At 46.2% G+C, this 22,299-nt stretch carries 19 protein-coding genes; 9 read left to right on the forward strand and 10 right to left on the reverse strand.

Going from position 1 to position 22,299, the window contains the following annotated elements:
* Positions 1 to 596: 596 nt before the first annotated feature.
* Entirely contained in the window at positions 597 to 2,540 is a 1,944-nt protein-coding gene (gene ispG / locus BLR32_RS06785) for a (E)-4-hydroxy-3-methylbut-2-enyl-diphosphate synthase (protein ID WP_089829792.1), read from the reverse strand.
* 55 nt (positions 2,541 to 2,595) lie between these two features.
* The gene (gene def, locus BLR32_RS06790; RefSeq protein ID WP_089829984.1) at positions 2,596 to 3,138 is read right to left on the reverse strand and encodes a peptide deformylase; all 543 of its coding nucleotides are present in this window, start codon (positions 3,136 to 3,138) and stop codon (positions 2,596 to 2,598) included.
* A 92-nt stretch (positions 3,139 to 3,230) separates the two neighbouring features.
* On the opposite strand from def, the gene BLR32_RS06795 reads away from it, so the two are divergent.
* Positions 3,231 to 4,076, forward strand: a complete 846-nt coding sequence (locus tag BLR32_RS06795; RefSeq protein WP_176842184.1) for a helix-turn-helix transcriptional regulator — start codon at positions 3,231 to 3,233, stop codon at positions 4,074 to 4,076.
* Here BLR32_RS06795 and BLR32_RS06800 read toward each other — a convergent pair.
* The 4 genes from BLR32_RS06800 to kbl all read right to left on the reverse strand — a co-directional run bounded on the left by BLR32_RS06800 (position 4,039) and on the right by kbl (position 8,628).
* Complete coding sequence (locus tag BLR32_RS06800) at positions 4,039 to 4,800, reverse strand: tetratricopeptide repeat protein (protein ID WP_089829796.1); 762 nt, start codon at positions 4,798 to 4,800, stop codon at positions 4,039 to 4,041. The two genes, BLR32_RS06795 and BLR32_RS06800, sit on opposite strands and share 38 nt — an antisense overlap.
* Positions 4,797 to 5,834 carry a VWA domain-containing protein gene (locus tag BLR32_RS06805; RefSeq protein WP_089829799.1) on the reverse strand — a complete coding sequence of 346 codons (1,038 nt, stop codon included), beginning with the start codon at positions 5,832 to 5,834 and terminating at the stop codon, positions 4,797 to 4,799. The genes BLR32_RS06800 and BLR32_RS06805 overlap by 4 nt, the downstream gene beginning before the upstream one ends.
* 418 nt (positions 5,835 to 6,252) lie before the next feature.
* Positions 6,253 to 7,056, reverse strand: a complete 804-nt coding sequence (gene blaOXA / locus BLR32_RS06810) for a class D beta-lactamase (protein WP_089829987.1) — start codon at positions 7,054 to 7,056, stop codon at positions 6,253 to 6,255.
* Between the two features lie 369 nt (positions 7,057 to 7,425).
* Positions 7,426 to 8,628 (reverse strand): glycine C-acetyltransferase, encoded by a 1,203-nt coding sequence (gene kbl / locus BLR32_RS06815; RefSeq protein ID WP_089829802.1) that lies wholly within the window; start codon positions 8,626 to 8,628, stop codon positions 7,426 to 7,428.
* Positions 8,629 to 8,802: 174 nt separating this feature from the next.
* Here kbl and BLR32_RS33960 point away from each other — a divergent pair, with 174 nt between their 5' ends.
* The 7 genes from BLR32_RS33960 to BLR32_RS06845 all read left to right on the forward strand — a co-directional run bounded on the left by BLR32_RS33960 (position 8,803) and on the right by BLR32_RS06845 (position 15,698).
* Positions 8,803 to 8,976 carry a hypothetical protein gene (locus BLR32_RS33960; RefSeq protein ID WP_176842185.1) on the forward strand — a complete coding sequence of 58 codons (174 nt, stop codon included), beginning with the start codon at positions 8,803 to 8,805 and terminating at the stop codon, positions 8,974 to 8,976.
* 23 nt (positions 8,977 to 8,999) lie between these two features.
* Positions 9,000 to 9,485, forward strand: coding sequence for an RNA polymerase sigma factor (locus tag BLR32_RS06820; RefSeq protein WP_089829804.1), 486 nt, complete (start codon positions 9,000 to 9,002; stop codon positions 9,483 to 9,485).
* Between the two features lie 51 nt (positions 9,486 to 9,536).
* The gene (locus BLR32_RS06825; RefSeq protein ID WP_089829806.1) at positions 9,537 to 10,685 is read left to right on the forward strand and encodes an anti-sigma factor family protein; all 1,149 of its coding nucleotides are present in this window, start codon (positions 9,537 to 9,539) and stop codon (positions 10,683 to 10,685) included.
* A gap of 23 nt (positions 10,686 to 10,708) precedes the next feature.
* Positions 10,709 to 11,623, forward strand: coding sequence for an outer membrane beta-barrel protein (locus tag BLR32_RS06830; RefSeq protein WP_176842186.1), 915 nt, complete (start codon positions 10,709 to 10,711; stop codon positions 11,621 to 11,623).
* Between the two features lie 30 nt (positions 11,624 to 11,653).
* Positions 11,654 to 11,899, forward strand: a complete 246-nt coding sequence (locus BLR32_RS06835) for a hypothetical protein (RefSeq protein ID WP_089829812.1) — start codon at positions 11,654 to 11,656, stop codon at positions 11,897 to 11,899.
* Between the two features lie 94 nt (positions 11,900 to 11,993).
* Complete coding sequence (locus tag BLR32_RS06840) at positions 11,994 to 14,939, forward strand: M16 family metallopeptidase (RefSeq protein ID WP_089829814.1); 2,946 nt, start codon at positions 11,994 to 11,996, stop codon at positions 14,937 to 14,939.
* A gap of 186 nt (positions 14,940 to 15,125) precedes the next feature.
* Positions 15,126 to 15,698, forward strand: a complete 573-nt coding sequence (locus tag BLR32_RS06845; protein WP_089829816.1) for a L,D-transpeptidase family protein — start codon at positions 15,126 to 15,128, stop codon at positions 15,696 to 15,698.
* Positions 15,699 to 15,934: 236 nt separating this feature from the next.
* Here the strand turns inward: BLR32_RS06845 and BLR32_RS06850 are convergent, their stop codons facing one another.
* The 4 genes from BLR32_RS06850 to BLR32_RS06865 all read right to left on the reverse strand — a co-directional run bounded on the left by BLR32_RS06850 (position 15,935) and on the right by BLR32_RS06865 (position 21,175).
* Entirely contained in the window at positions 15,935 to 16,879 is a 945-nt protein-coding gene (locus tag BLR32_RS06850) for an alpha/beta hydrolase (protein WP_089829818.1), read from the reverse strand.
* Positions 16,880 to 16,981: 102 nt separating this feature from the next.
* Positions 16,982 to 18,604 carry a RagB/SusD family nutrient uptake outer membrane protein gene (locus BLR32_RS06855; RefSeq protein WP_089829820.1) on the reverse strand — a complete coding sequence of 541 codons (1,623 nt, stop codon included), beginning with the start codon at positions 18,602 to 18,604 and terminating at the stop codon, positions 16,982 to 16,984.
* Positions 18,605 to 18,754: 150 nt separating this feature from the next.
* Positions 18,755 to 20,668 carry an acetate--CoA ligase gene (gene acs / locus BLR32_RS06860; protein ID WP_089829822.1) on the reverse strand — a complete coding sequence of 638 codons (1,914 nt, stop codon included), beginning with the start codon at positions 20,666 to 20,668 and terminating at the stop codon, positions 18,755 to 18,757.
* Between the two features lie 210 nt (positions 20,669 to 20,878).
* The gene (locus tag BLR32_RS06865) at positions 20,879 to 21,175 is read right to left on the reverse strand and encodes a hypothetical protein (RefSeq protein WP_143011374.1); all 297 of its coding nucleotides are present in this window, start codon (positions 21,173 to 21,175) and stop codon (positions 20,879 to 20,881) included.
* A gap of 382 nt (positions 21,176 to 21,557) precedes the next feature.
* On the opposite strand from BLR32_RS06865, the gene BLR32_RS06870 reads away from it, so the two are divergent.
* Positions 21,558 to 22,181, forward strand: a complete 624-nt coding sequence (locus BLR32_RS06870) for a helix-turn-helix domain-containing protein (RefSeq protein WP_089829827.1) — start codon at positions 21,558 to 21,560, stop codon at positions 22,179 to 22,181.
* Positions 22,182 to 22,299: the final 118 nt, after the last annotated feature.

A 22,299-nucleotide genomic window follows, 5' to 3' on the forward strand; every position in this document is an offset into this window, starting at 1 on the left:
ATATTGCTTTCGGGGACTCCGCCGCCCCGGGGGATTACCGTCATCGGGGGCATCATCGTCTTCCATGGATTCCGTCGTCGGGAATTATCACCCCTCGTCCCGGTGTTATCACCCCTCGTCCCGGGGGTGTCATCCCTCGTCCCGGGGTTATCACCCCTCGTCCCGGGGTTATCACCCCTCGTCCCGGGGTTGTCACCCCGGGCTACAAACACTGAGACTCCTGACGGAGTCTATCGGTGTTTTGTTTCCGGTTTATTGTTGTCCTGAGATAATGAATCCTGCGTTGTCCCGGGGTTGCCGCCCCGGGGCTACAAACAAAAAGACTCCTGACGGAGTCTATCGGTGTTTTGTTTTCTGTTTATTGTTGTTCTGGGATAATGAATCCTGCGTCGTCCCGGGGGGCGCCCCGGGCTACAAACAAAAAGACTCCTGACGGAGTCTATCGGTGTTTTGTTTTCTGTTTATTGTTGTCCTGGGATAATGAATCCTGCGTCGTCCCGGGGGGCGCCCCGGGCTACAAACAAAAAGACTCCCTGACGGAGTCTATCGGTGTTTTGTTTCCCAGTTTATTGCGGTATTGGTAAGTGCTACAAGCTTTAATTCGCTGTGTCAACCCACATGCCGTTTTCCTTGATCAGGGAGATCAGCTCGTCAACTGCCACCTCACTGTTCAACCCGCGCTTCACGACTTCTTTTCCCCTATAGAGGGTGATCTTTCCTACACCGCTGCCTACATATCCAAAGTCGGCATCGGCCATTTCCCCGGGACCATTTACGATGCAACCCATGATAGCGATCTTAACACCCTTCAGGTGGTTGGTCACTGCCCGGATCCTCGCAGTGGTCTCCTGGAGGTCAAATAAGGTACGTCCGCAGGAGGGGCATGAGATATATTCTGTTTTGGAAATACGCGTTCTGGTAGCCTGTAAAATGCCAAAGGCGATGTTATTAAGCAGGGCATGACCGGGAGCGTTTGTACCGGTTGCCTCACTGATCAGCCACATACCGTCTCCAAAACCGTCCAGCAGGAGGGCGCCGGTTTCAGTAGCATAATGTATCAGGTGCTCATCTGCAGTATTGTCTTCCGCGAAGCATTTCAATATCACCGGCTGCTGTATCTGGCGGTCCAGCAGGGTGATCATCGTACGTCTTACCTCTGGCATGGCATGCTCATTGGAAGAATGCAAACAGAGCACAACGGTATGATCCTTAGCCATCTGCAACAGCAGATTTTCCGGAATAGCTACACCGGTATTATGATCGATGAAGTTGATAAAAGCAGAACGTTCTTTGGACTGCAGGTATTCTTCTGCGGTAAAGAGCGGCATATATTTCTCCTTATCTGTAGCCCCGTACCAGATATCATGCGGTACAATCACTTTCAGGGTGCCTGGCAGCGCAAAGGACAGCAGTTCACGAGAGAATACGTAATCGGCTGCAGCGTCAGCAATGTTCCATTTGTCAGTATTGGCATCATACTGATAGCCTGCCGCCTGCAAATGTTCCGGTGTGATACCTCTAGTGGTACTAAAATCAGCCACAACTACGGGCACCTGCTTACCACCTATGTTATTTACCGCAATGCTTTCACGGCGTTTATAGTCAAATGGAGAATAAGGCAGCTGTTCTACCTCGGGAATGGGCGTGTGCTCCTGGCGGGTTGTATAACGTTTCACCAGGTCACGGCATACCGGCAGCTCAAATTCAGGATCTTCAGTCAGAGACACGCGGATGGTATCGCCGATACCATCTTCCAGCAGGGTACCGATACCAACGGCAGATTTAATACGGCCATCTTCTCCATCACCAGCTTCGGTTACTCCCAGGTGCAGCGGATAACAGTGACCCAGCTGGTCCTGCATGGTATGGACAAGGAGGCGGTAAGCCTGCACCATCACCTGCGGATTGCTGGATTTCATACTGAGCACGATGTTCCTGAAGTTCAGGTCTTCCGCAATACGGAGGAACTCCATCGCGCTTTCCACCATTCCCATGGGGGTATCGCCATAGCGACTCATGATACGGTCGCTCAGGGAGCCATGGTTAGTACCGATGCGCATTGCAGTGCCATGTTCCTGGCATATTTTCACCAGGGGGGTGAACTGTTTGCGGATGCGGTCTATTTCTTCCTGGTATTCGCTGTCTGTATAAGTGAGTGTCTCAAACTTCTTTTTATCGACGTAGTTGCCGGGATTGATACGCACTTTTTCCACAATACGTGCCGCTATCTCAGCAGCGTTTGGTGTAAAGTGTATATCTGCCACGAGGGGTGTGGTATATCCTCTTTTGCGCAGTTCATTGCGGATGGGCAACAGATTCTCTGCTTCTTTTTTGCTGGGAGCGGTAATACGCACCAGTTCTGCTCCTGCCTCTATACAACGGATAGCCTGTTCCACAGTGGCTTTGGTATCCATTGTGTCCGTAGTGGTCATGGTCTGGATACGTATAGGATGATTATTACCGATCAGCAGGTCTCCAACCTTTACCTCTAAAGTGGCCAGTCGCTTATATTCCGTCAGTGAATTACAATATAGCTGCATAAAAGAAATCCAAATAAATATGGAGCAAAGGTAATGAATAGAAATCGCGAATAGATCAATTGCGCAGCGGGAATTGCATGGGATAGGAGGGCCGGAATTTGCCTCTGCTCACCTCCTGCAGTTTGTGCCTCAGCAGTGTACGGTTGAGGGATGAAAGCCGGTCCAGGTAGAGTCTGCCCTCCACATGATCGTATTCATGCTGGATAATACGTGCGTTCATGCCCTGAAATGTAGCAGTCTGCGTTTGAAAATCCGCATCCTGGTAACGGATGGTAATGCTATCTGGTCGTGTAACAGGCGCTAAGAGGCCGGGTATGCTCAGACAGCCTTCCTCCTCCGTGGAGAGGGTATTGCTGTATTCCAGTATAGAGGGATTGATGAATGCCTGGCGGATGTGGGCCGTTTCATCGCGGTTATCCACCAGGAAGATGCGTAGCGGCTGACCTATCTGGGGGGCGGCCAGTCCAACACCGGCGGCATTATCCAGGGTCTGCCACATATCAGTGATCAATTGCTGGAGTCCGGGTGTTTCCTTGCTTACTTTCTGGGTCTGTTGTCGTAAGACAGGGGCGCCATAGGCGACAATAGGTCGTATCATGTTTTTTGTTGCGAAGAACGCCCTTCCTATCCTGCCGGGATAGCACATTTTCGACATCCGTAATGGACGGGAATGGCGAGGGGCCTGATTCTATGTATCTTCGTAGAGATATGCCGGTAGATCTGCTCGCACATATTTTCATGGAACGGCTTCCACTAGCCAGACCCACACCAGGGTTGACAGATATAGTGGAGGGCTATTACTATGTAACCTGGGAAGGCCGGGAGGAAGATGTATGGGCAAGCCTGGATGGAGCGCCCGTCCTTGTGTTCTTAATAAATGCGCCGCATCGGCTTACCTTCAGAGGTGCACATAACCGCGTATTCAACGGTGCATTCTTCTGTTGCTTCGGATTGCAGGATACCTATATCACACATCTGCCGAAAGGAATGGAGTTGCTGGTGGTCAGGTTTACCAATTGTGGATTATATCATTTGCTGCAACAGCCGGCAATGGGAATGCAGCATGCATTGTGCGGGATTGGTGAGATATGGGGGAGCTCAGGAGAGGAGCTGGCGGAAATTATCTGCAATACCCGTGGAAAAGAGCAACTGGCATTGCTGGAAGCATTTCTGCTCAGGAAGTTGCCTGCTTATACAACCGTGAACTACATGCTGCAATCAGCAATACAGCTGGTCCGCGATCATCGTGGTCGGATCACTGTAGCTGATATCTGCAGCCAGTTACGACTGAATTATAAATGGCTGGAGCGGAATTTTCGTCAGTATCTGGGCCTTACTCCCAAGGCCTACCTCAGTAGCATTCGCTTTCTACATGCCTATTTCGGCCTGATGCAGCCCGATACAGACCTTATCCGGATAGCGCTGGATAACGGGTACTATGATCAGAACCATTTTATCAGGGATTGCAGGAAATATACCGGGCAGGTACCGTCCCGGATTACCAGTCTTTATCAACAGGTACCGCCTGCCCTTTAGCCTTCTTCATTTTATCCTGCAGTTTGTTTTCTTCCTGGCCTAATGCCTGGAGTAAACGCTCTGCTTCCTGTTTATTCAATTTGCTTGGCTGTGGTTCAGGTTTCTCGTCCTGCTGTTCTTTATTCTTGTTCTTATCCTTATTCTGGTTATCCTTGTTCTCGTCCTGTTTATTCTTATTCTGCTGATCTTTATTCTGTTGGTCCTTATTCTGTTGGTCTTTATTCTGCTGATTTTTATCCTTGTCTTTTTTGTCCTTATTGTCACCTCCGCCGCCTTGCTGTTTTTTCAGCATAGCCTGTGCATAAGCCAGGTTATAGCGGGCTTCTTCGTCTGAAGGATTCTGTTTCAGCGCTTCTTTGTATGCTTTGATACTTTCTTCCCATTTCTTTCCTTCCATGAAGGTGTTGCCGATATTATAGCTGGCATCGGCCTTGCCCTCACGGGTAGGCGCTATCTTAAAGCTATTGGCGTATTGGGTACGGGCATCGTCAAAACGCTTCTGTTCATACAGGGAGTTACCCAGGTTATAGCGGCCTTCCACCGACTGCTTATTTACCTCCAGGGCCTTCTTGTAGTTGGCTTCAGCGTCAGTATACTGCTTATTCTTATACAGCTCATTTCCTTTGCGGATGTATTTATTTCCGGTCTGGGCAAAAGCGCTCTGGCACAGGCAGATCAACACGCCAGCCAATAAAGTCTGATATGTGAATGTTAGTTTCGTCATGGTTTTTCTGTAGCGGTAACAACAACATTTGGGCGTACACGGCGCCTGATTTCAGGAATAAAAAACTCGGCCACGAGCAATAACAGGCTGATAGCCAGGAAATACTGGTAGTAACTGTTATAGTCTGTGAAGATGTTTTCTCCGAATTCTTTCTGTTCCATGCTATCTATCTTCTGTACCAGGGAATTCACCACCTCTTCAGTATTGTTGTCGAGATGTTCATAAATACCTCTTCCGGCAGCGGCGATGGACTTCAGTTCATCTTCGTTCAGTTTGGAAATAACGGTATTGCCTTCCTTGTCTTTTTTGTAGGTACCTGTTTCCGGGTCTGGTAAGGGAGAACCTGTGGGAGAACCTATACCGATGGTATTGATCACAACACCGTTGTCGAAAGCCATATTGGCTTTTGAGATAGCCGCTTCGTCATGGTCTTCCCCATCGGAGATGATAATGAGGGCCTTATGTTTCCTTTCCTTTTTATTAAAAGCATCATTGCTGACCTGGATAGCCTGTCCGATAGCGGTACCCTGTGTAGGGATCATTTCTGGTCCTACGGTAGACAGGTACATCTTTGCGGCAGAGTAATCAATAGTCAGCGGCATCTGGAGATAAGCGTTGCCGGCGAATACCACCAGGCCTACACGGTCATTATCCAGTTTGTCGGCCAGTTTGGAGATGAGCTGCTTGGCCCTGGTCAGACGGTCAGGTTTTACATCACCTGCCAGCATACTCTTGCTGACATCCAGAGCGATCACCACATCTACTCCTTTCCGGGTGATCTTTTCCATCCGGCTACCCTTTTGAATATTGGCAAGGCCAATTACTCCGAAAAGGAAAGCGAGGAAGATCAGCAGGAAACGGAAGGTGAAGCGCCTGCGGGAATAGCCGGTAAATAATTTCTCTACAAGTACAGGGTCACCCAGTCTGCGAACGGAACGTCTTTTCCACCAGGATATGCTGAGGAAAGCCAGTTGCAGTACCAGTAACAGGACCAGTGCCCATAAGTATTCACTATGCTGAAAACGTAACATCATCCAATAAAGATTTCTTCTGCCCGTCATGAGGGAGACCGGACACAGGGATCAAATATAATTTTTTTAGTACGTTTTACCTCATATGTAGGTGGTGATTTAGGAGTTTTTTAACGCTATAGTGAACCGGAGGGATGGTAACGAAGCAGTTACCGGGGTTGTATAGTTGAAAAAAGAAGAAAAGGCGCGGAAGTGGGAGTGATTGTGGGCGGACGGCCTAATGCTAAGCACTTCAGACTGTGAGATTCTTTCTGATAAAGAGTTGAGCCCTAGTTGATTGACACTGGCAAATATGTGAGTAGTATGATTTTTTGTGTCCCCAATCGATAATTGACTATGGCAACTATTTAAAACAGGCATAAAAAAGCCATAGTTCAGCAGGTATTTGACCTGTTCAACTATGGCACTTAATAGTTTATTATTATTTCATTCCTTCCATATAACCGGCATCTTTCAGCAGGTTTTTCAGGAGGTTCATACGAACGTTCCGGATATCCAGGGATTTATTTTCTGTGTCGAAATTCAGGACAAAGAAAGTAGGATGACCATTCTCTTCGATCCAACCAGTTATCCAGGCGATGGTTTTAGGACCCACCGTGGCCATACCGGTTTTGTAGCGCAGCTCATATTTATCTGTTTTCTCCATCAGCATAATGGCGCGTACCCATTGCATGGTCAGCTTATGGAAAGGCAGCTGATCGAAATACAGTTTCTTGACAAAGCCAAGTTCTTCATCCGGAGAGATCTGCAGGCTGTTGTCGAGCCAGAAAGTATCTATGCGGCTGATCTTCATATTGCCATACTTAACAGTGTCCAGCCAGTGCTGCATGACAGGTTTGCCGATGCGACGAGCTACTTCCTGGTAGTAGGGAACAGCTGACAGCTGGAAAGCCTGTTTCATACTAAGGGATTGGTTCCATTCAGGAACAGAACGTACAATGCCATCCCATGGAATAACAGTAGCGGTGTCTTTCAGTACGCCGGTTTCAAGGCCTACAAGAGAGTTGAAGATCTTGAACGTGGAGGCCGGCACGAAACGTTCCTTTGCCCTGTCAATATTATATACCTTGAAGGTGCCCTGGCTGTTGTTGAACAGCATAAAACATCCCTCAACCTTGTATTCAGTAAAATACTTTTCCCAGTCGTTTTCGATTTTAACGTTGTTCGGAGCGCAGGCATTTGCCAGAATGGCTACCAGCAGGAGTATCCAGCCAGTTCGTTTCATATACATCTTTTTAGTGCTGCAAAAGTAGGTATTTAGGGTAAAGATTTGCCTAAAACCGCTTTGAGTTCGTTTTGATTTCTATATCTCCATATCGCTATACCGTCATTTCACCATCACTTTAGGCTCATATATATATCGATTCGATATAGAGATGCCGGTAAAATGATATGGAAATGACGGTATTGTGATATGAAAGTGTAGGGAACAGATGCTACCAGAAAGGAACTAAAGACGATTATCTGCCCATTTTAGTACCTGGGAAGTGGGTTTCTGGAAAAAATAAAAAAGGCTGGTCCGCAGACCAGCCTTTACAGCTCGTTTTTGATTTTTCTGAAGCTATTTTCTAATATAGCATCCTCTACATATATATTATTGTGCAATCTTTTCTTTGAGTACCCCAAGCTCTTTACCCACTTTGGTAAAGGCTGCAATCGCCTTATCCAGGTGCGCCTGTTCATGGGCAGCGCTAAGCTGTACACGGATACGGGCCTGGCCTTTGGGCACTACGGGGAAGAAGAAGCCGATCACATAAATACCTTCTTTCAGCAGTTTATCAGCAAACTGCTGGCTCAGCACTGCATCGTACAGCATTACGGGAACGATAGGGTGGTCGCCAGGTTTGATATCGAAGCCCGCTTCCGTCATTTTGGTACGGAAGTAACGGGTGTTGTATTCCAGTTTGTCTCTGAGCGCCGTGGTAGTGCTTAACATCTTCAGTACGGAGATGGAAGCACCAACAATGCTGGGAGCTACGGAGTTGGAGAAGAGATAAGGACGGCTACGTTGACGCAGCATGTCAATGATCTCTTTCTTACCGCTGGTGAAACCACCGGAGGCACCGCCGAGGGCTTTACCAAGGGTACCGGTAATGATATCTATACGTCCCATTACATTACGGTATTCATGGGTACCGCGACCGGTTTTACCCAGGAAGCCGGAAGAATGGCTTTCATCGATCATTACTATCGCATCGTATTTATCTGCCAGATCGCAGATCTTGTCCAGCTGGGCAATGGTGCCGTCCATGCTGAATGACCCATCTGTTACGATGATACGGCTGCGGAGGGAGGCCGATTCCTGCAGTTTTGCCTCCAGGTCGGCCATATTGTTATGTTCGTAACGGAAACGCTGTGCTTTACAGAGGCGTACCCCGTCAATAATAGAAGCGTGGTTGAGGGCATCAGAGATGATGGCATCCTCTTCATTGAAGAGCGGTTCGAATACGCCGCCGTTGGCGTCGAAGGCTGCTGCGTAAAGGATAGTGTCTTCAGTACCAAGGAATTCTGCCAGTTTCAGTTCCAGCTCACGGTGAATATCCTGGGTACCACAAATGAAACGGACACTGCTCATGCCATATCCATGGGTATCAATGGCATCTTTGGCCGCCCTGATCACATCGGGATGGCTGGAAAGGCCCAGGTAGTTATTAGCACAGAAGTTAATAACGGTGTTTCCACCTACCTGAATCTCAGCACCTTGTTCAGAAGTGATCACTCTCTCGTTCTTAAAGAGTCCGGCGGAGCGTATTTCATCCAGTTCCTGTTGAAGGCGGGCAATGAATTTTTGGTTCATAAATAGCAGATTTTGTAACCTGGTTCAAAGTTATGTCAATAAAAGTATTACGATTCCACCACCCATGCGGGCTTTTGTGGTGGAGCTGGAAAAAGTTTGACGGGGGTGTAACATTTGGGGACTGCTCTGCGTCATAGTAATGTCTGCACGTTGATCCTGTAGTTCGGTCTTTGTGTGGTAACGGGGTCCGGACTGAGTTTAAATTTCCGCGCTATTGAAGGATGGCAACGTGCCATGCGGGAACTTGCCGTCCGGAAGCGATACGTGCAGAGCAACGGCGCACAGGAGATCAGTGTGGTGGAAAAGAAAGAGGAGATGAGTGGATATAAAGTAATTGTCGGACATTAGCACTAAAATCCCGCAACACCCGGATGACGGAAAAGGAGTACAATCAATGCGTGGACCTGTACGCGGACAATCTCTTCCGGTTTATTGTTAAAAATTTAGACCATACCGAGGACGCCAGAGATGTTGTACAGAATGCGTTTGAAATATTGTGGAAGCACTGTAACGATGTGCCTTTTGAAAAAGGCAAGTCATACCTGTTTACTGTTGCCTACCACAATATGATAGATCATGTCCGTAAAGTGAAGCGTATTACGCTGGTGGATGATTTCAAAGAAGAAACGAAGATCTCCGAACAACGGATCCATGACGCAAAAAAAGTATTGGAGAAGGCATTGGACAAACTCACGGATGTTCAGCGTTCGCTTATTCTATTAAAGGATTATGAAGGGTACAGCTATGAGGAAATAGGAGAAATTATGCAGCTAAATCCCTCACAGGTAAAGGTTTATCTGCACAGAGCCCGGTTGCACCTGAAACAGTACCTGGTGAAGATGGAAAATGTGATCTAGTACAGGTAAAGGGAATCAAGTAATATTGCATATTAATTATATGTCTTTGATTTGGCAGTTAATATAAACATATCGAACTACGAGGAATTTCTGCTCAGCGCCGTTGATGGTGAGCTGAACGGGGAAGAAATGGCCGCATTGGAAGCCTTTATGCAGCAGCATCCGGAAGCCCGGAAAGAACTGGCGTTGCTGGAGGCCACAAAGCTGAGTCCTGACGAAGAGGTGATGTTTGATGATAAACAAGCGCTTTATAAAAATGCCGGCGTGCTGTCTGCTACAAATTATGAACGTTTCCTGCTGAATTATGTTGATAATGAACTGAGTGTGTCTGAAAAAAGGGAGCTGGAGGCATTGATCAGCCAGTACCCTCATATACAGCGGGAGCTGTCGCTGCTGCAGGCCGCCAGATTAACGCCCGATCTTTCTGTAACATTTGGGAATAAAGCATCGCTATATAGAAGAAGGGAGCGTTCCAAAGTACGGCCGTTGTGGTGGTGGAGCGCTGCAGCAGCAGTAGTGGTAGGATTGAGTGTCTGGTTGCTTCCCGGCCAGCGTTCAGGAGAAGCTCCGCAAATGGCTGCTAATCAGTCAGCTGCCAAAGGCGATTCTCCGGCAGCAAAACAGTCAGCGGACCAGCCGCAGCAGGCGAACACTTCATCTCTGGCAGATGCAGGTAATACTGCAGGCAAGTCCACCACGGGAGAGGTAGCAAATACCACTGCCGCCAATGAGAAAATCGAGGCAGATGTGACTGCGCAGGCTAACGGCAACACCGTTGGCAAGCCATCCCAGGCGAATGTTATTGCGCAGAAAGGCGCCGATAACAGGATGAACAAGACGGTAGTACCTGAAACAACTGTGAGTGAAAAGCAACCACAGGAAGCCGCTATTGATCGTCTGCCAGACAACCGCCTGCCGGCATTGGCCAAACTACCGCAACCAGCATCTACTTCCGGAGAAGTAGTACAGCGACTGCAGGAAAAGACGGAACAACAGGAAAAAATATTGGCACAAAACGTAACAGCAGTACCGGAGAAAACAGCTGTTATGGCAAATGCTGAAAAGATCAATGACGCGCCTCCTGCTCCCTCAGCGCCGACAAATGGCGAGCTGGTGGTGGCTGTGACAATGAATGGAGACAGTAAACTACTTAATGGAGTAGCGAACGTAGCCAGATTCCTGTCCCGTAAGAAGAAATAATCCGATGAATGAACTTTTTTGATATGAAGTGTAAAGTTTTACGCTATTTATTGTTACTACTTATTGTAAGCGTTGGTGCAAGTGCCCAGACCGCCGACAGCCTGGTGGAGACTATCCAGATCAAAGGGCTGATCATCGTGAAGGGAAAGGACACGAAGGGTAAACGCATCTTTAAGGTTTACAATGATACAGCATACGCCAGGGAGAAGTTGAAAAAGAACCTGCAAACCAGGTGGTTTGTTGTAGACCTGGGATTCAATAATTATATAGATCGCAGTGATTATAGTGGGGCCGTTGCTTTATCTTATTATGCGCCCAATGGAGTATCAGATATCTATAATAAGTCATTTACCTATTCCGCAGCTGGTTTGAATACCCTTGCACCACGTGGAGGAAGTGCGCCGCTTACACCGTCTGAATTTAAACTGATTACCGGGAAGTCCATCAATGTTAACATCTGGCTCTTCCAGCAACGGTTGAATATTTATAAACACAAATTGAACCTGATCTATGCCTTAGGCGTTGAAATGAATAACTACCGCTTTGCGAGAAATATTACCTATGTACCAGGATACCCCACCCAGATTATCCGCGATAATGTGAATTTTTCCAAGAATAAGTTGTTCGCTGAATACCTAAGTGTACCAGTAATGCTGAATTTCAATAGTAATCCGGCCCGCCCCTCAAGAGCGTTCAAAATGGGAATGGGAGTAATGGGGGGATACCTCGTAAAAGCCCGGACGAAACAGATCAGCAGAGAAAGGGGAAAGGAGAAAAAAGTGGATGAATTCAACCTCAACAAGTGGAAATTAAGCCTAACGGGTGATATTGGTTATGGACCTCTCAAACTTTATGGTAATTTTGCGTTAACCCCATTGCACGATTATGGCTTGGAACAGTATCCTTTCTCAATAGGGATACGTTTAAATAGCTTTTAACGTTTTTTCGGGGGATCAAAATCTGTTAGTATGCGTTCTTTTATTGCTTTTCTGGCCTGTACCGGATTTATTGTATGGGCTCATTCATGTGAGAAGAGAATTGTGGGAGTGAAAGTTTATGCCCATCATCCGGGACAAAATGATGGGTTATCATTTAATGGCCTCTCTTATGAGCGCCCCTTGTTTTTAACTCATGCGGAAACCCCTGTTGCCCTTGATGCACTTTTTGTTAATATCGAGTACGGACCCATCGCGGAACACGACTGGAAAAGATAGGCCATTGCTCATCTTTTAGTCCCTTTTAACAAATTCCTGTTGCCTCACATCCAGGCATTACCATTATATTTGGTAAATTTTCAAAAACCAATACATGAACCTCATTAAAAAAGCAATCTCTTCATTGCTGGTAACCTGTGCTATGTCCACTATCGCAGGGGCACAACAAAAGTATGAGTGGAAAGAGAGCACATCCGGGGGATATACTTACAAGTATATTACCAACGATCCGATGAAGGCACGCTTCTACACACTGAAAAACGGGTTGACCGTTATGCTTAGCGTTAACAAGAAGGATCCACGTATTCAGACACTGATTGGTGTGCGCGCGGGTAGTAACAACGATCCGCACGATCATACCGGTCTGGCCCACTACCTGGAACACCTCCTGTTTAAAGGTACCCAGCAGTTCGGCTCCCTGGACTGGTCCAAGGAAAAGCCTTATCTCGATAAGATCGAGGGCCTGTATGATAACTACAATCATACCAGTGATGCTACCGCCCGTAAAGCGGTATACCATCAGATAGACAGCGTATCCGGACTGGCGGCAAAGTATGCCATTGCCAACGAGTATGACAAACTGATGGCAGGCATGGGCTCACAGGGTACCAATGCACATACCTGGGTGGAAGAGACGATCTATGAAGAAGACATTCCTTCTAACGTAGTAGATAAATTCCTGGCCGTACAGGCAGAAAGATTCAAAGACCCGGTGTTCCGCCTGTTCCATACCGAGCTGGAAGCAGTATATGAGGAGAAGAACAGAGGCCTGGATAATGACGCCCGTAAGTCTTATGAACTGATGCTGTCTTCCCTGTTCCCAACGCACAACTATGGTCAGCAGAGCACCATCGGTACAATAGAACATCTGAAGAATCCATCCCTGAAAGCGATCCGCGATTTTTATAACGCCTATTACGTGCCGGATAACATGGCTATTGTAATGGCGGGAGATCTCGATCCTGACCAGGTGATCAGACAGATAGATAAGGCTTTCTCTTACATGCACGCCAAACCGGTTAACGAGTACAAGGCGCCCGTAGAGAAACCAATGACAGCGCCTGTGGTAAAAGAGGTGTTTGGTCCTGACGCAGAAAACGTAATGATTGCCTTCCGTATGCCCGGCGCACTGGATGTGAAGTCTAATGTACTGCTCTCAGTAGTATCCGAGGTGATGAACAACGGTAAGGCCGGTCTGCTTGATCTGAATATCAACAAACAGCAGAAAGTGCTGAAAGCAAGTGCAGGAGTAATGCCATGGAAAGACTACTCTGTGTTCTCTCTGAACGGTACTGCCAAACAGGGACAGACCCTGGAAGAGGTAAAAGACCTGTTACTCGGACAACTGGAAATCCTGAAGAAAGGAGAGTTTGACGAGACAATGGTAAAAGCCATTGTGAACAACGCTAAGCTGTCTGAACTGCAGGGGCTGGAAAGTAACAACACCCGGGCCAGTGCATTGATGGATGGCTTTATCAAACACAGAGGAAAGAACTGGCTGACAGATGTATCCTTTGTAGATGATATGGGTAAAGTAACGAAACAGCAGATCGTTGATTTCGCCAATAAATACTTTGCTAACAACTACGTGTTGATTTATAAACGTAAGGGCGAAGACAAAAATATCCAGAAGGTAGAGAAGCCGGCTATTACACCGGTGGAAGTAAACCGCGAGGCGCAATCTGTCTTCCTGAAAGAGATCAACGCCATGCCTGCATCCAAGATCCAGCCACTGTGGCTGGACTTCAATAAGGATATCCAGAAAGGTAAACTGGGTGCTGCGGATGTATTATATGTTCAGAATAAAGACAACAGTCTGTTCCGCCTGTACTACCGTTTCGAGATGGGAAGCTGGAACAATAAACTGTTACCGCTGGCAGCTCAGTATCTCCAGTTCCTGGGAACCGATAAATATACTACAGAGCAGATCAGTAAGGAATTCTATAACATCGCCTGTAACTTCAATGTATCCGCAGGTACAGATGTTACTACCATCAGCATTAGCGGCTTACAGGAGAATTTTGATAAAGCAGTATCCCTGTTCGAGCATCTGTTGAAGAACTGTCAGCCGAACGAACAGGCCCTGGCAGCCTTCAAAGGGCGCCTCGCAAAAAGCCGTTCAGACAGTAAACTGAATAAAGGCAACATCCTGAAAGGACTGGCGAATTATGCAATGTATGGTTCAAAGAATCCTTTCAATAATCAGCTGAGCCAGGCCGACCTGGATGGTATTACCGCACAGCAACTGGTAGATGTGCTGCATTCTTTGCCGGAATACCAACATTCAGTTATCTATTATGGTCCGCAGACACTGGATGCCACTATAGCAGCTGTACAGAAAGAACATACTATACCAGCGACGCTGAAGCCGGTACCTGCTGCTATCAAGTTTGATAAAATTGATCAGAGCAACAACCAGGTATTGTTTACAGACTATGACATGGTACAGTCTGAAGTGAACTGGGTAAGGAACACAGACACCTATAAAGCTGAGAATACAGCACTGGTAGACATGTTCAACGGTTACTTTGGTGGTAACATGGGGTCCATTGTATTCCAGACTATCCGCGAGTCCAAGGCGTTGGCTTATTCTACCTACGCTTATTACGCTACTCCAGATAAGAAGGATGCACGTTATTCTGTAGTGGCTTACGTAGGTAGTCAGGCAGATAAAATGAATGAAGCAATCAATGGTATGAATGAACTGCTGAATGACATTCCGCGTTCTGACAAACTGTTTGAAACTGCCAGACAGAGCCTGAAACAGGATATAGAAACGGAACGTATCACCCAGGATGGTATCATCTTCAACTACCTGGCAGCAAAGAAACTGGGACTGGATACCGATTACCGTAAAACAGTGTATTCACAGATTGACGGTATCACATTTGAAAATGTGAAAGCGTTCCATGAACAGAATATTGCAAAGAAACCTTACACTTATTGCATCCTGGCTTCAGAAAAGAAGATTAGCCTGGACGATCTGAAGAAGTATGGAGATGCGAAGAAAGTATCTCTGGAGGAAATCTTCGGGTACTAATCAGAACAGCAATAGTATAAAATACATAGCGGCATAGTCGCATATATTCATGAACCATCCGGTTCCGTACAGAGATCATCTGACGGAAATTCCGGATGGTTCTTTATTTTTGCGATCTGAATTTTTAACCATTTGCAATAATGTGTTGACGCTCAACGTTAATACTAGTGCAAAATCCCTGTGAAAATGAATCGCTATTGCTTGTTGATACTCCTGGTGCTGACACTGAGTGTATCAGGATTTACTACTAATAAAGGTGACGAGGATTACCTGTACAACGTGAAGATACATCCGGGCAACATAGATCCCGACAAGGTATTTTTACTGATCGACAAAAGTGACTATCGCATGTATTTGTATGAAGATGTCACCTTACGTAAGATCTACAAGGTAGTTTTCGGAAACAAGGACCAGTCGCCCAAAAGGCAGGAAGGAGACCGCCTGACGCCCGAAGGAACTTTTCATGTATTAAGCAAGAGAGTGGATAAGCTCTGGAATCGTTTTATGCTGTTGGATTACCCGAATGAGGCAGCCTGGAACAGGTTCCACCAGTTGCAGGAAGAAGGGCAGATCGCTGCGGGCGCTACACCTGGTGGTGGTATTGGCATTCATGGTGTGGAATGGAACTCCGGTATAAGGGACAACTATGTGGAGGGCCGTATTAACTGGACCCTGGGTTGTGTAAGCATGAAGAATGGAGACGTGAGTGAACTGTATGATATTATCAAGGTTGGGACACCTGTTGTAATAAGACGTTGATGCTGTAATGCACATAGCAGTGTGCATGCTTACCTTTACTTTAAGAAACGCATTCGTAAGATCTTACATGCTATTCATGATTAAGAACGGTGCCACTATGGCCTGGCCAGGAGCATTGTAGTGATACCGGGATAACTCGGTATCATGATTATCATAAAGGCGGATGTTGGTCTTGTGAAGCACGCTTCATTCGGGTGGAGCGTGCTTTTTTTATGTGTGTTTATGAAAGGTGGCGGCTATCTGGCTGCCAGAAACTCCTGCACATGTTGCTTCCATTTTGCGCCTTCTCTCCTGCAAAATGATTGGTGCCCGCACTCTTCAAAAATGACCAGCTCCTTTTTCTTTGTACCGAGATGCTGATAAACACTGATGGTTTCCTGCCTGGTGACACGGGTATCGTGTACGCCCCAGCAAACTAATGCAGGCATAGTAATGCGTTCTGCATATTCGTCCGGATTGTAGCTGAAGCCCCAGAAGCCATTCTCTACACCTCCCCAGAAGGTAAGCAATTCTGAAAACGGGCTACCGGGTAGTCCTACGGCGCGCATCCTGCCTTTAACAGCGTCTGTAAGTGTAGCAAAAGAACACTCCAGGATCACTTTGTCAGGTTGCAGATGATAGAGGGGGACTGCTCTCAGAATAGCGGCTGCTCCCATACTTACGCCCCACAACAGGATATGTTTCTCTCCCTTTTTTTGTACGAAATTGTAAGCCAGCATCACATCTTCTGCCTCTTTATAACCTACAGTGCATACATTACCTTCACTATTGCCGTGTGCGCGGAAGTCGACCAGCAGTGCATTGTAGCCCAGCTTCTGAAAATATTCCGCTTCAGGAATTGGTCCGTCTTTACTACCACCATAGCCATGGAAGAGAATAACGGTCCCTTTAGAGGAAGGAGTGGGCATCCACCATCCTTCCAATTGTAAGCCATTGGCGGTGGTTAGGTGAATAGTTTCGTAGGGAGCGTCGGGGGTATGTCTCACCAGGGACTTTGAGATACGTACGCCCAGCAGTAACATCTGCGCTTTTTCCAGTACACTCATTTGTTCCGGGGTTTTATTCCTGAAGGTACCTGCTGCATAGAAATGGGTGAACTTCCAGGCGTGGAAAGCGGCAATGATATTCAGTAATAGGAATAATACGAGAAGTACGCGAAGGGTACGTTTCAGAAGCTTCATAAAGTAAAAGTAAAAAAAGCGGATATATCATTGTTGATACACCCGCTTTTTTAACAGATATTATTGTCGGAAAAGAATAGCTGCTGTGAATATCAGCGAGTCTTAATACCCTACGTTCTGAACAAGATTGGGATAGGTGTCAAGCACTGATGTCGGAATTGGCAAATGTGCGTGCTTGTCCTGATATCCTTTGCTACCAAGTACTGCTGTGGCTTTTTGGAAGATGACCAGGTTTGCGAAACGATATCCTTCTCTGTACAGTTCTTCTTTGCATAGTGCATCAAATTCATTAAAGAGCGCTTCAGCGGTGGTCAATGTAACGGGAAGTTTCTTACCTCTTGTGCGAACAGTATTGAGTGCCTTGTTGGCTTCGCCATACTCGCCATAGAACAGGTTAGCCCAGGCATTCAGCAGATATGTTTCAGTATAACGGATGGTAGGGCAGAAATCTACTTTCAGTCCTCCGCGGATAAAATAGTCCTTGAAAGGAGAAGTCATGCTGGCTGTCATATTCCAGATGATCTCACTGCTGGCAGGAGCCGTAAAGACTGCTGCGGAATCTGCCAGTGCATACATGTGTGTTGCAATAACCTTACCTGTATAATCAATAGCGGACTGGCTATCTCTTTCCATCACTGCCAGTCTTGCCAGCATCATGTAAACGCCGGCTGCTCTCATATACCATGGTTTGTTTGCTGGCACTTCGTCGGTTAATCCCACCAATGAGGCCTTCAGTTCATTTTTAATAAAGATCCTGGTCTCAATGTCTGAACCGCGGGAAATACCTGAAGGCATCAGCAGTTTATCTGTTGTGGGCAGGTTTCCGAAATAGGTGTAGAGTTGAAGATACAGGTAAGCCCTGAATGACCTGATCTGGGCTCTGAGGGCAGTGACGTCCCCCTGAATGCCATTCAGGCTTGCCAGCATTCTGTTTAGATGAAAGATACTGGTGTAATGTGATTTCCAGGCACTTTCAACAATGCTGTTGGCAGCGGTAAATGTAAAGTTATTCAGTTCACACCAGCTGGCCGGCAGGTTCGCAAACTGGCAATCTGCTTCATCGCTGAGTATACCATCAATCATCACCATTTGTTGATGGGCTGCGCTGATCTTTTGATACTCAAGGCTGAATGCTTCTTCTACTGCAGCGGCAGTCCCATACGCGTGATTAACGTTAGATCCGATCAACGCCCGGGTTTTGTTTGCGGAATCTTTTTTAACAACGAACGTAAAGAACGGAGCTTCCGCAACGTCATTATTGTTAATCATGCCATCGCCGTTCAGATCTCTGTATTTGAAATCGCCGGGAAGCGCATTCTCCTGGATAGGTTGTGTAGGATCATTGATCTCGGCTTCTGTCTGAAAGAGCGTATCAGATACCCTGGTCATACCTTGAGCGTCTCTCCAGGTATTGGTCATGCCATTTTTGGAGGCTACCATGAAATATTCTCCTTCAGGGATATTACCAAATTCGGCTACACCACTGGCATTGGTAGTGGCAGTAAATGCTGGTTTCTGGCTCAGGTAATCTTGCTGGGAGGTATATAATGCGACTGTAGCACCTTCCGAAAGAACGCCTTTAGGTTGTTCCGGGCTCCATTGTTTGGTGTCCCAAACAGTAACACTTGCAGTGGTTTTATTGGAAGGCTGCACATTGGGCGTTACTTCGTCATCTTTGCACGCCCACAGACTGCATGACAAGGCAAGGAATAATAATCTTTTCATAGATATGTTGTTGGTAAATGGGAAACGGTATTAAAGAGGTTTTTGGTTATTTGTCCTGTATAGATATAGGTTTTTTACTTCGGGCGCATAAAGATACGAAAAAAGGGCTGAACATGTCAGCCCTTTTTATAATATGAATGTTGCTTTCTGTTAAAGTCTTCCCCTCTTGATCTCATCAACCACTACCGGATCGAGTAGGGTAGAAGTATCTCCCAGGTTATCCAGTTCTCCTTCTGCAATCTTACGCAGGATGCGGCGCATGATCTTTCCGGAGCGTGTTTTCGGCAGTCCGCTTACAAACTGGATCTTATCTGGCTTGGCAATCGGACCGATGATACGGGATACTGTCTGAAGAATATCTTTCTTAGTTAGTTCCGGATCGTGCACCTGTCTTTCTGTAATCACATAAGCATAGATGCCCTGACCTTTGATATCGTGCGGATAACCTACAACAGCGCTTTCTACTACACCCGCGTGCATATTGATAGCGTTCTCCACTTCAGCAGTACCGATACGGTGTCCGCTTACGTTGAGTACATCATCTACGCGGCCGGTAATGCGATAGTAGCCATCTTCATCACGAAGACAACCATCTCCTGTGAAATAGAGATTCTCGTATGTAGCAAAATAAGTGGTACGGCAACGTTCGTGATCGCCATAGGTAGTACGCAACATACCAGGCCATGGGAACTTGATACAGAGGTTACCATTTACGTTGTTACCCTGCACTTCTTTTCCGTTTTCGTCAACGAGAATAGGCTGTATACCGGGTAATGGTAAGGTTGCGTAACCAGGCTTCTCCTTGGTAATACCGGCGATAGGAGTGATCATAATACCTCCTGTTTCGGTTTGCCACCAGGTGTCAACAATAGGACAGCGACCCTTACCAATATGATCCTTGAACCAATGCCATGCCTCTTCGTTAATAGGTTCCCCCACGCTTCCGAGTTTCTTCAGAGAGCTGAGATCTTTATGATTTACCGGACCCAGACCATAACCCATCAGGCTGCGTATAGCGGTAGGGGCGGTGTAGAGAATATTAACGCGGTATTTATCAACGATGGACCATAAACGGCCGGCATCAGGATAAGTAGGTACACCTTCAAACATCAGCGTGGTAGCGCCGGCGCTGAGAGGACCGTATATAATGTAGCTGTGACCGGTGATCCAGCCTACGTCTGCAGTACAGAAGTAAACTTCGCCTGGTTGATACTGGAATGTATTGACAAAGGTATAGTTGGCATACACCATGTAACCGGCACAGGTGTGTACAACGCCTTTAGGTTTGCCGGTAGAGCCGGAAGTGTAAAGGATGAACAGCATATCTTCTGCATCCATTTCTTCGGCGGCACAGGGCGGATTACCCATGGTTTCCACCTGTTTGATCTCGTCTTCCCACCAGAGATCACGGCCTTTGATCATGCTGACAGGCGTGCGTGTGCGGGTACATACAATTACTTTTTTAACGGAAGGGCAGCCCATGAGCGCGTCGTCAATAACCGATTTCAGTGGAATATCTTTGTTACCGCGGAAAGCGCCGTCGCAGGTAATAACGAGGCTGGCCTGTGCATCCTGGATCCTGTCGGCAATAGACTGGGCGCTGAAGCCACCGAATACTACTGAATGAATAGCGCCGATGCGGGCGCAGGCCAGTACTGCAATGGCCAGTTCTGGTATCATACCCATGTATATGCAGACACGGTCTCCTTTTTTGACACCGTTATTCTTCAGCACATTGGCAAACTGACATACTTTGTTATAAAGATCGCGGTAGGTGATAACACGGTGGCGTTCTTCGGGGTCGTTGGGCTCCCAGATAATTGCAGGGGTATTTCCAAGAGTGCCGAGATGACGGTCAAGGCAGTTTTCTGTGATGTTGAGTTTACCACCGGTAAACCATTTCACATCGGGGTCTTTAAAATTCCAGTCCAGCACCTTGTCCCACTTCCGCCGCCAATAAAAGTGATCAGCTACATTCGCCCAGAAGCCTTCCGGGTCCATTACGCTTTGCTGGTAATTCTGTTGATACTCTTCTAAGCTCTTGATCTGGTACGGATAAGCCATAGCTGCAATCAGTTTTTATTGTTCATTGTTAAGTAACGTGTTATCAATAATCTGCAGCTTAAATTTAGTAAAAATGGGCAATAGTCAATAAGAATCCTGTATATGTGTAAAAAGAGTAAGAAGGAGCTTGGTAAGGGGTTTTGTTATTGGGAAGATCCGGAAAGTGGAAGTTAACTCTAAAGGGCATAGGCATGAACGTCCGGAATCTACTTACTTTTTGGTTGGTTTTTTCCTGTATTTCTCACAGTACTCCCAAAAGCTCTCATACACTTCATCAAGAACTGCCATGATTTTTTCCTTTTCCGCATTGCTAAGATTAGGAGTAATCCTTTCTTTGTCACTGCCCGGTTTTAGTGCGCTACGCATCTTGCGATAGAATGTAGGGATGCTCCAGGAACATTCCTCACATACACGCTCACGGAAATAGATTGGCAGATTGATCATCCTTGAATGCACATCCTGTAATAAATTGATCGGATGCGACGTCGAGGGCATTGTTTTTTTCATTTTGCTAAATTTTGATTAAATGTGATTACGATTAACTGAGAGTATTTTAGTTGTACTAATTATCATTGTGATATAAGCAAATATATTTATAAACACATTATCATGAGAAATTTTGCACAACTATATTTATAATCTTTGCAAATTATTCTTTTACAGATAATTATATAGTATGCTTTAAACGTTATGACAAAAAATGTAAACATTTTTAGCCGGAGAAGATTGTAAACGGAATTGTTGTCTGAAAATGATAGCGAATTGGCATTATCAGGGAGATAACTATATTGTCTATATGAATTTCCAATTGTGATAATGAAATGGAAATTATTATTATATTGTATGAATTGCGCACCAACGCAATCCACTGTTAGTAAAATATAGCATAATGTCCAGGTTAATCCACATGGGCCAACGCCTAAAACAAATATTAAAACAGAAGAAAATCAAGATAGTCGACTTTGCTGACATGGCCGGCTTCACCAACCAGATTGCGCACTATCACTTGCGTAAAAGTGATATGAAGCGAAGCACACTCGAAAAATTTTGTGAGATTATCGGCATCACTCCCGAAGACTTTTATGAATGGAACAGCGTCCCTTCTTCCAATAGTGAAAAAGGAAACGAGCATACAGTATTACATCACGGTGGCCGGCTGATGGAGCTGATCGGAGAGCGGGGCCTCAATAAGACAAGGCTGGCAAAACGACTGGGCATGAGCCGGAGAACGATGTATAATCTTTTCGAAAAAGAAAATTTCGGAGCGGAAGAACTGGATAGGGTGGTCAGAGCCCTGGAGATGACGACCAACACGTTTCTGCATCCTGGCTCAATGGAAGACTCCAGACAGGCAGAGAATGACGAAATGCTCGCACTCCGGGAAAAATATTATAAGCTGCTGGAAGAGCATAACCAGTTATTAAAAAGTTATTCTTCGCTGAAAGAAGGACTTGAAACAGCCAAGAAAGACATTCTGCAGTTACGTAAACAGGCCCGTTCAAAAAAAGGCTAAGTCAGGAAAAAGCATATCTGTTTGAAAGGCACTATATACCAATAACCATATTCTTTTCATTTTCAACCCACAACACGCAGAAAGTGATTCCCAGGTTTTTTATGGTGTAATGAAATTA

Origin of the sequence: Chitinophaga filiformis, assembly GCF_900102545.1 — a bacterium.
In the GTDB taxonomy this organism is placed as follows: domain Bacteria; phylum Bacteroidota; class Bacteroidia; order Chitinophagales; family Chitinophagaceae; genus Chitinophaga; species Chitinophaga filiformis.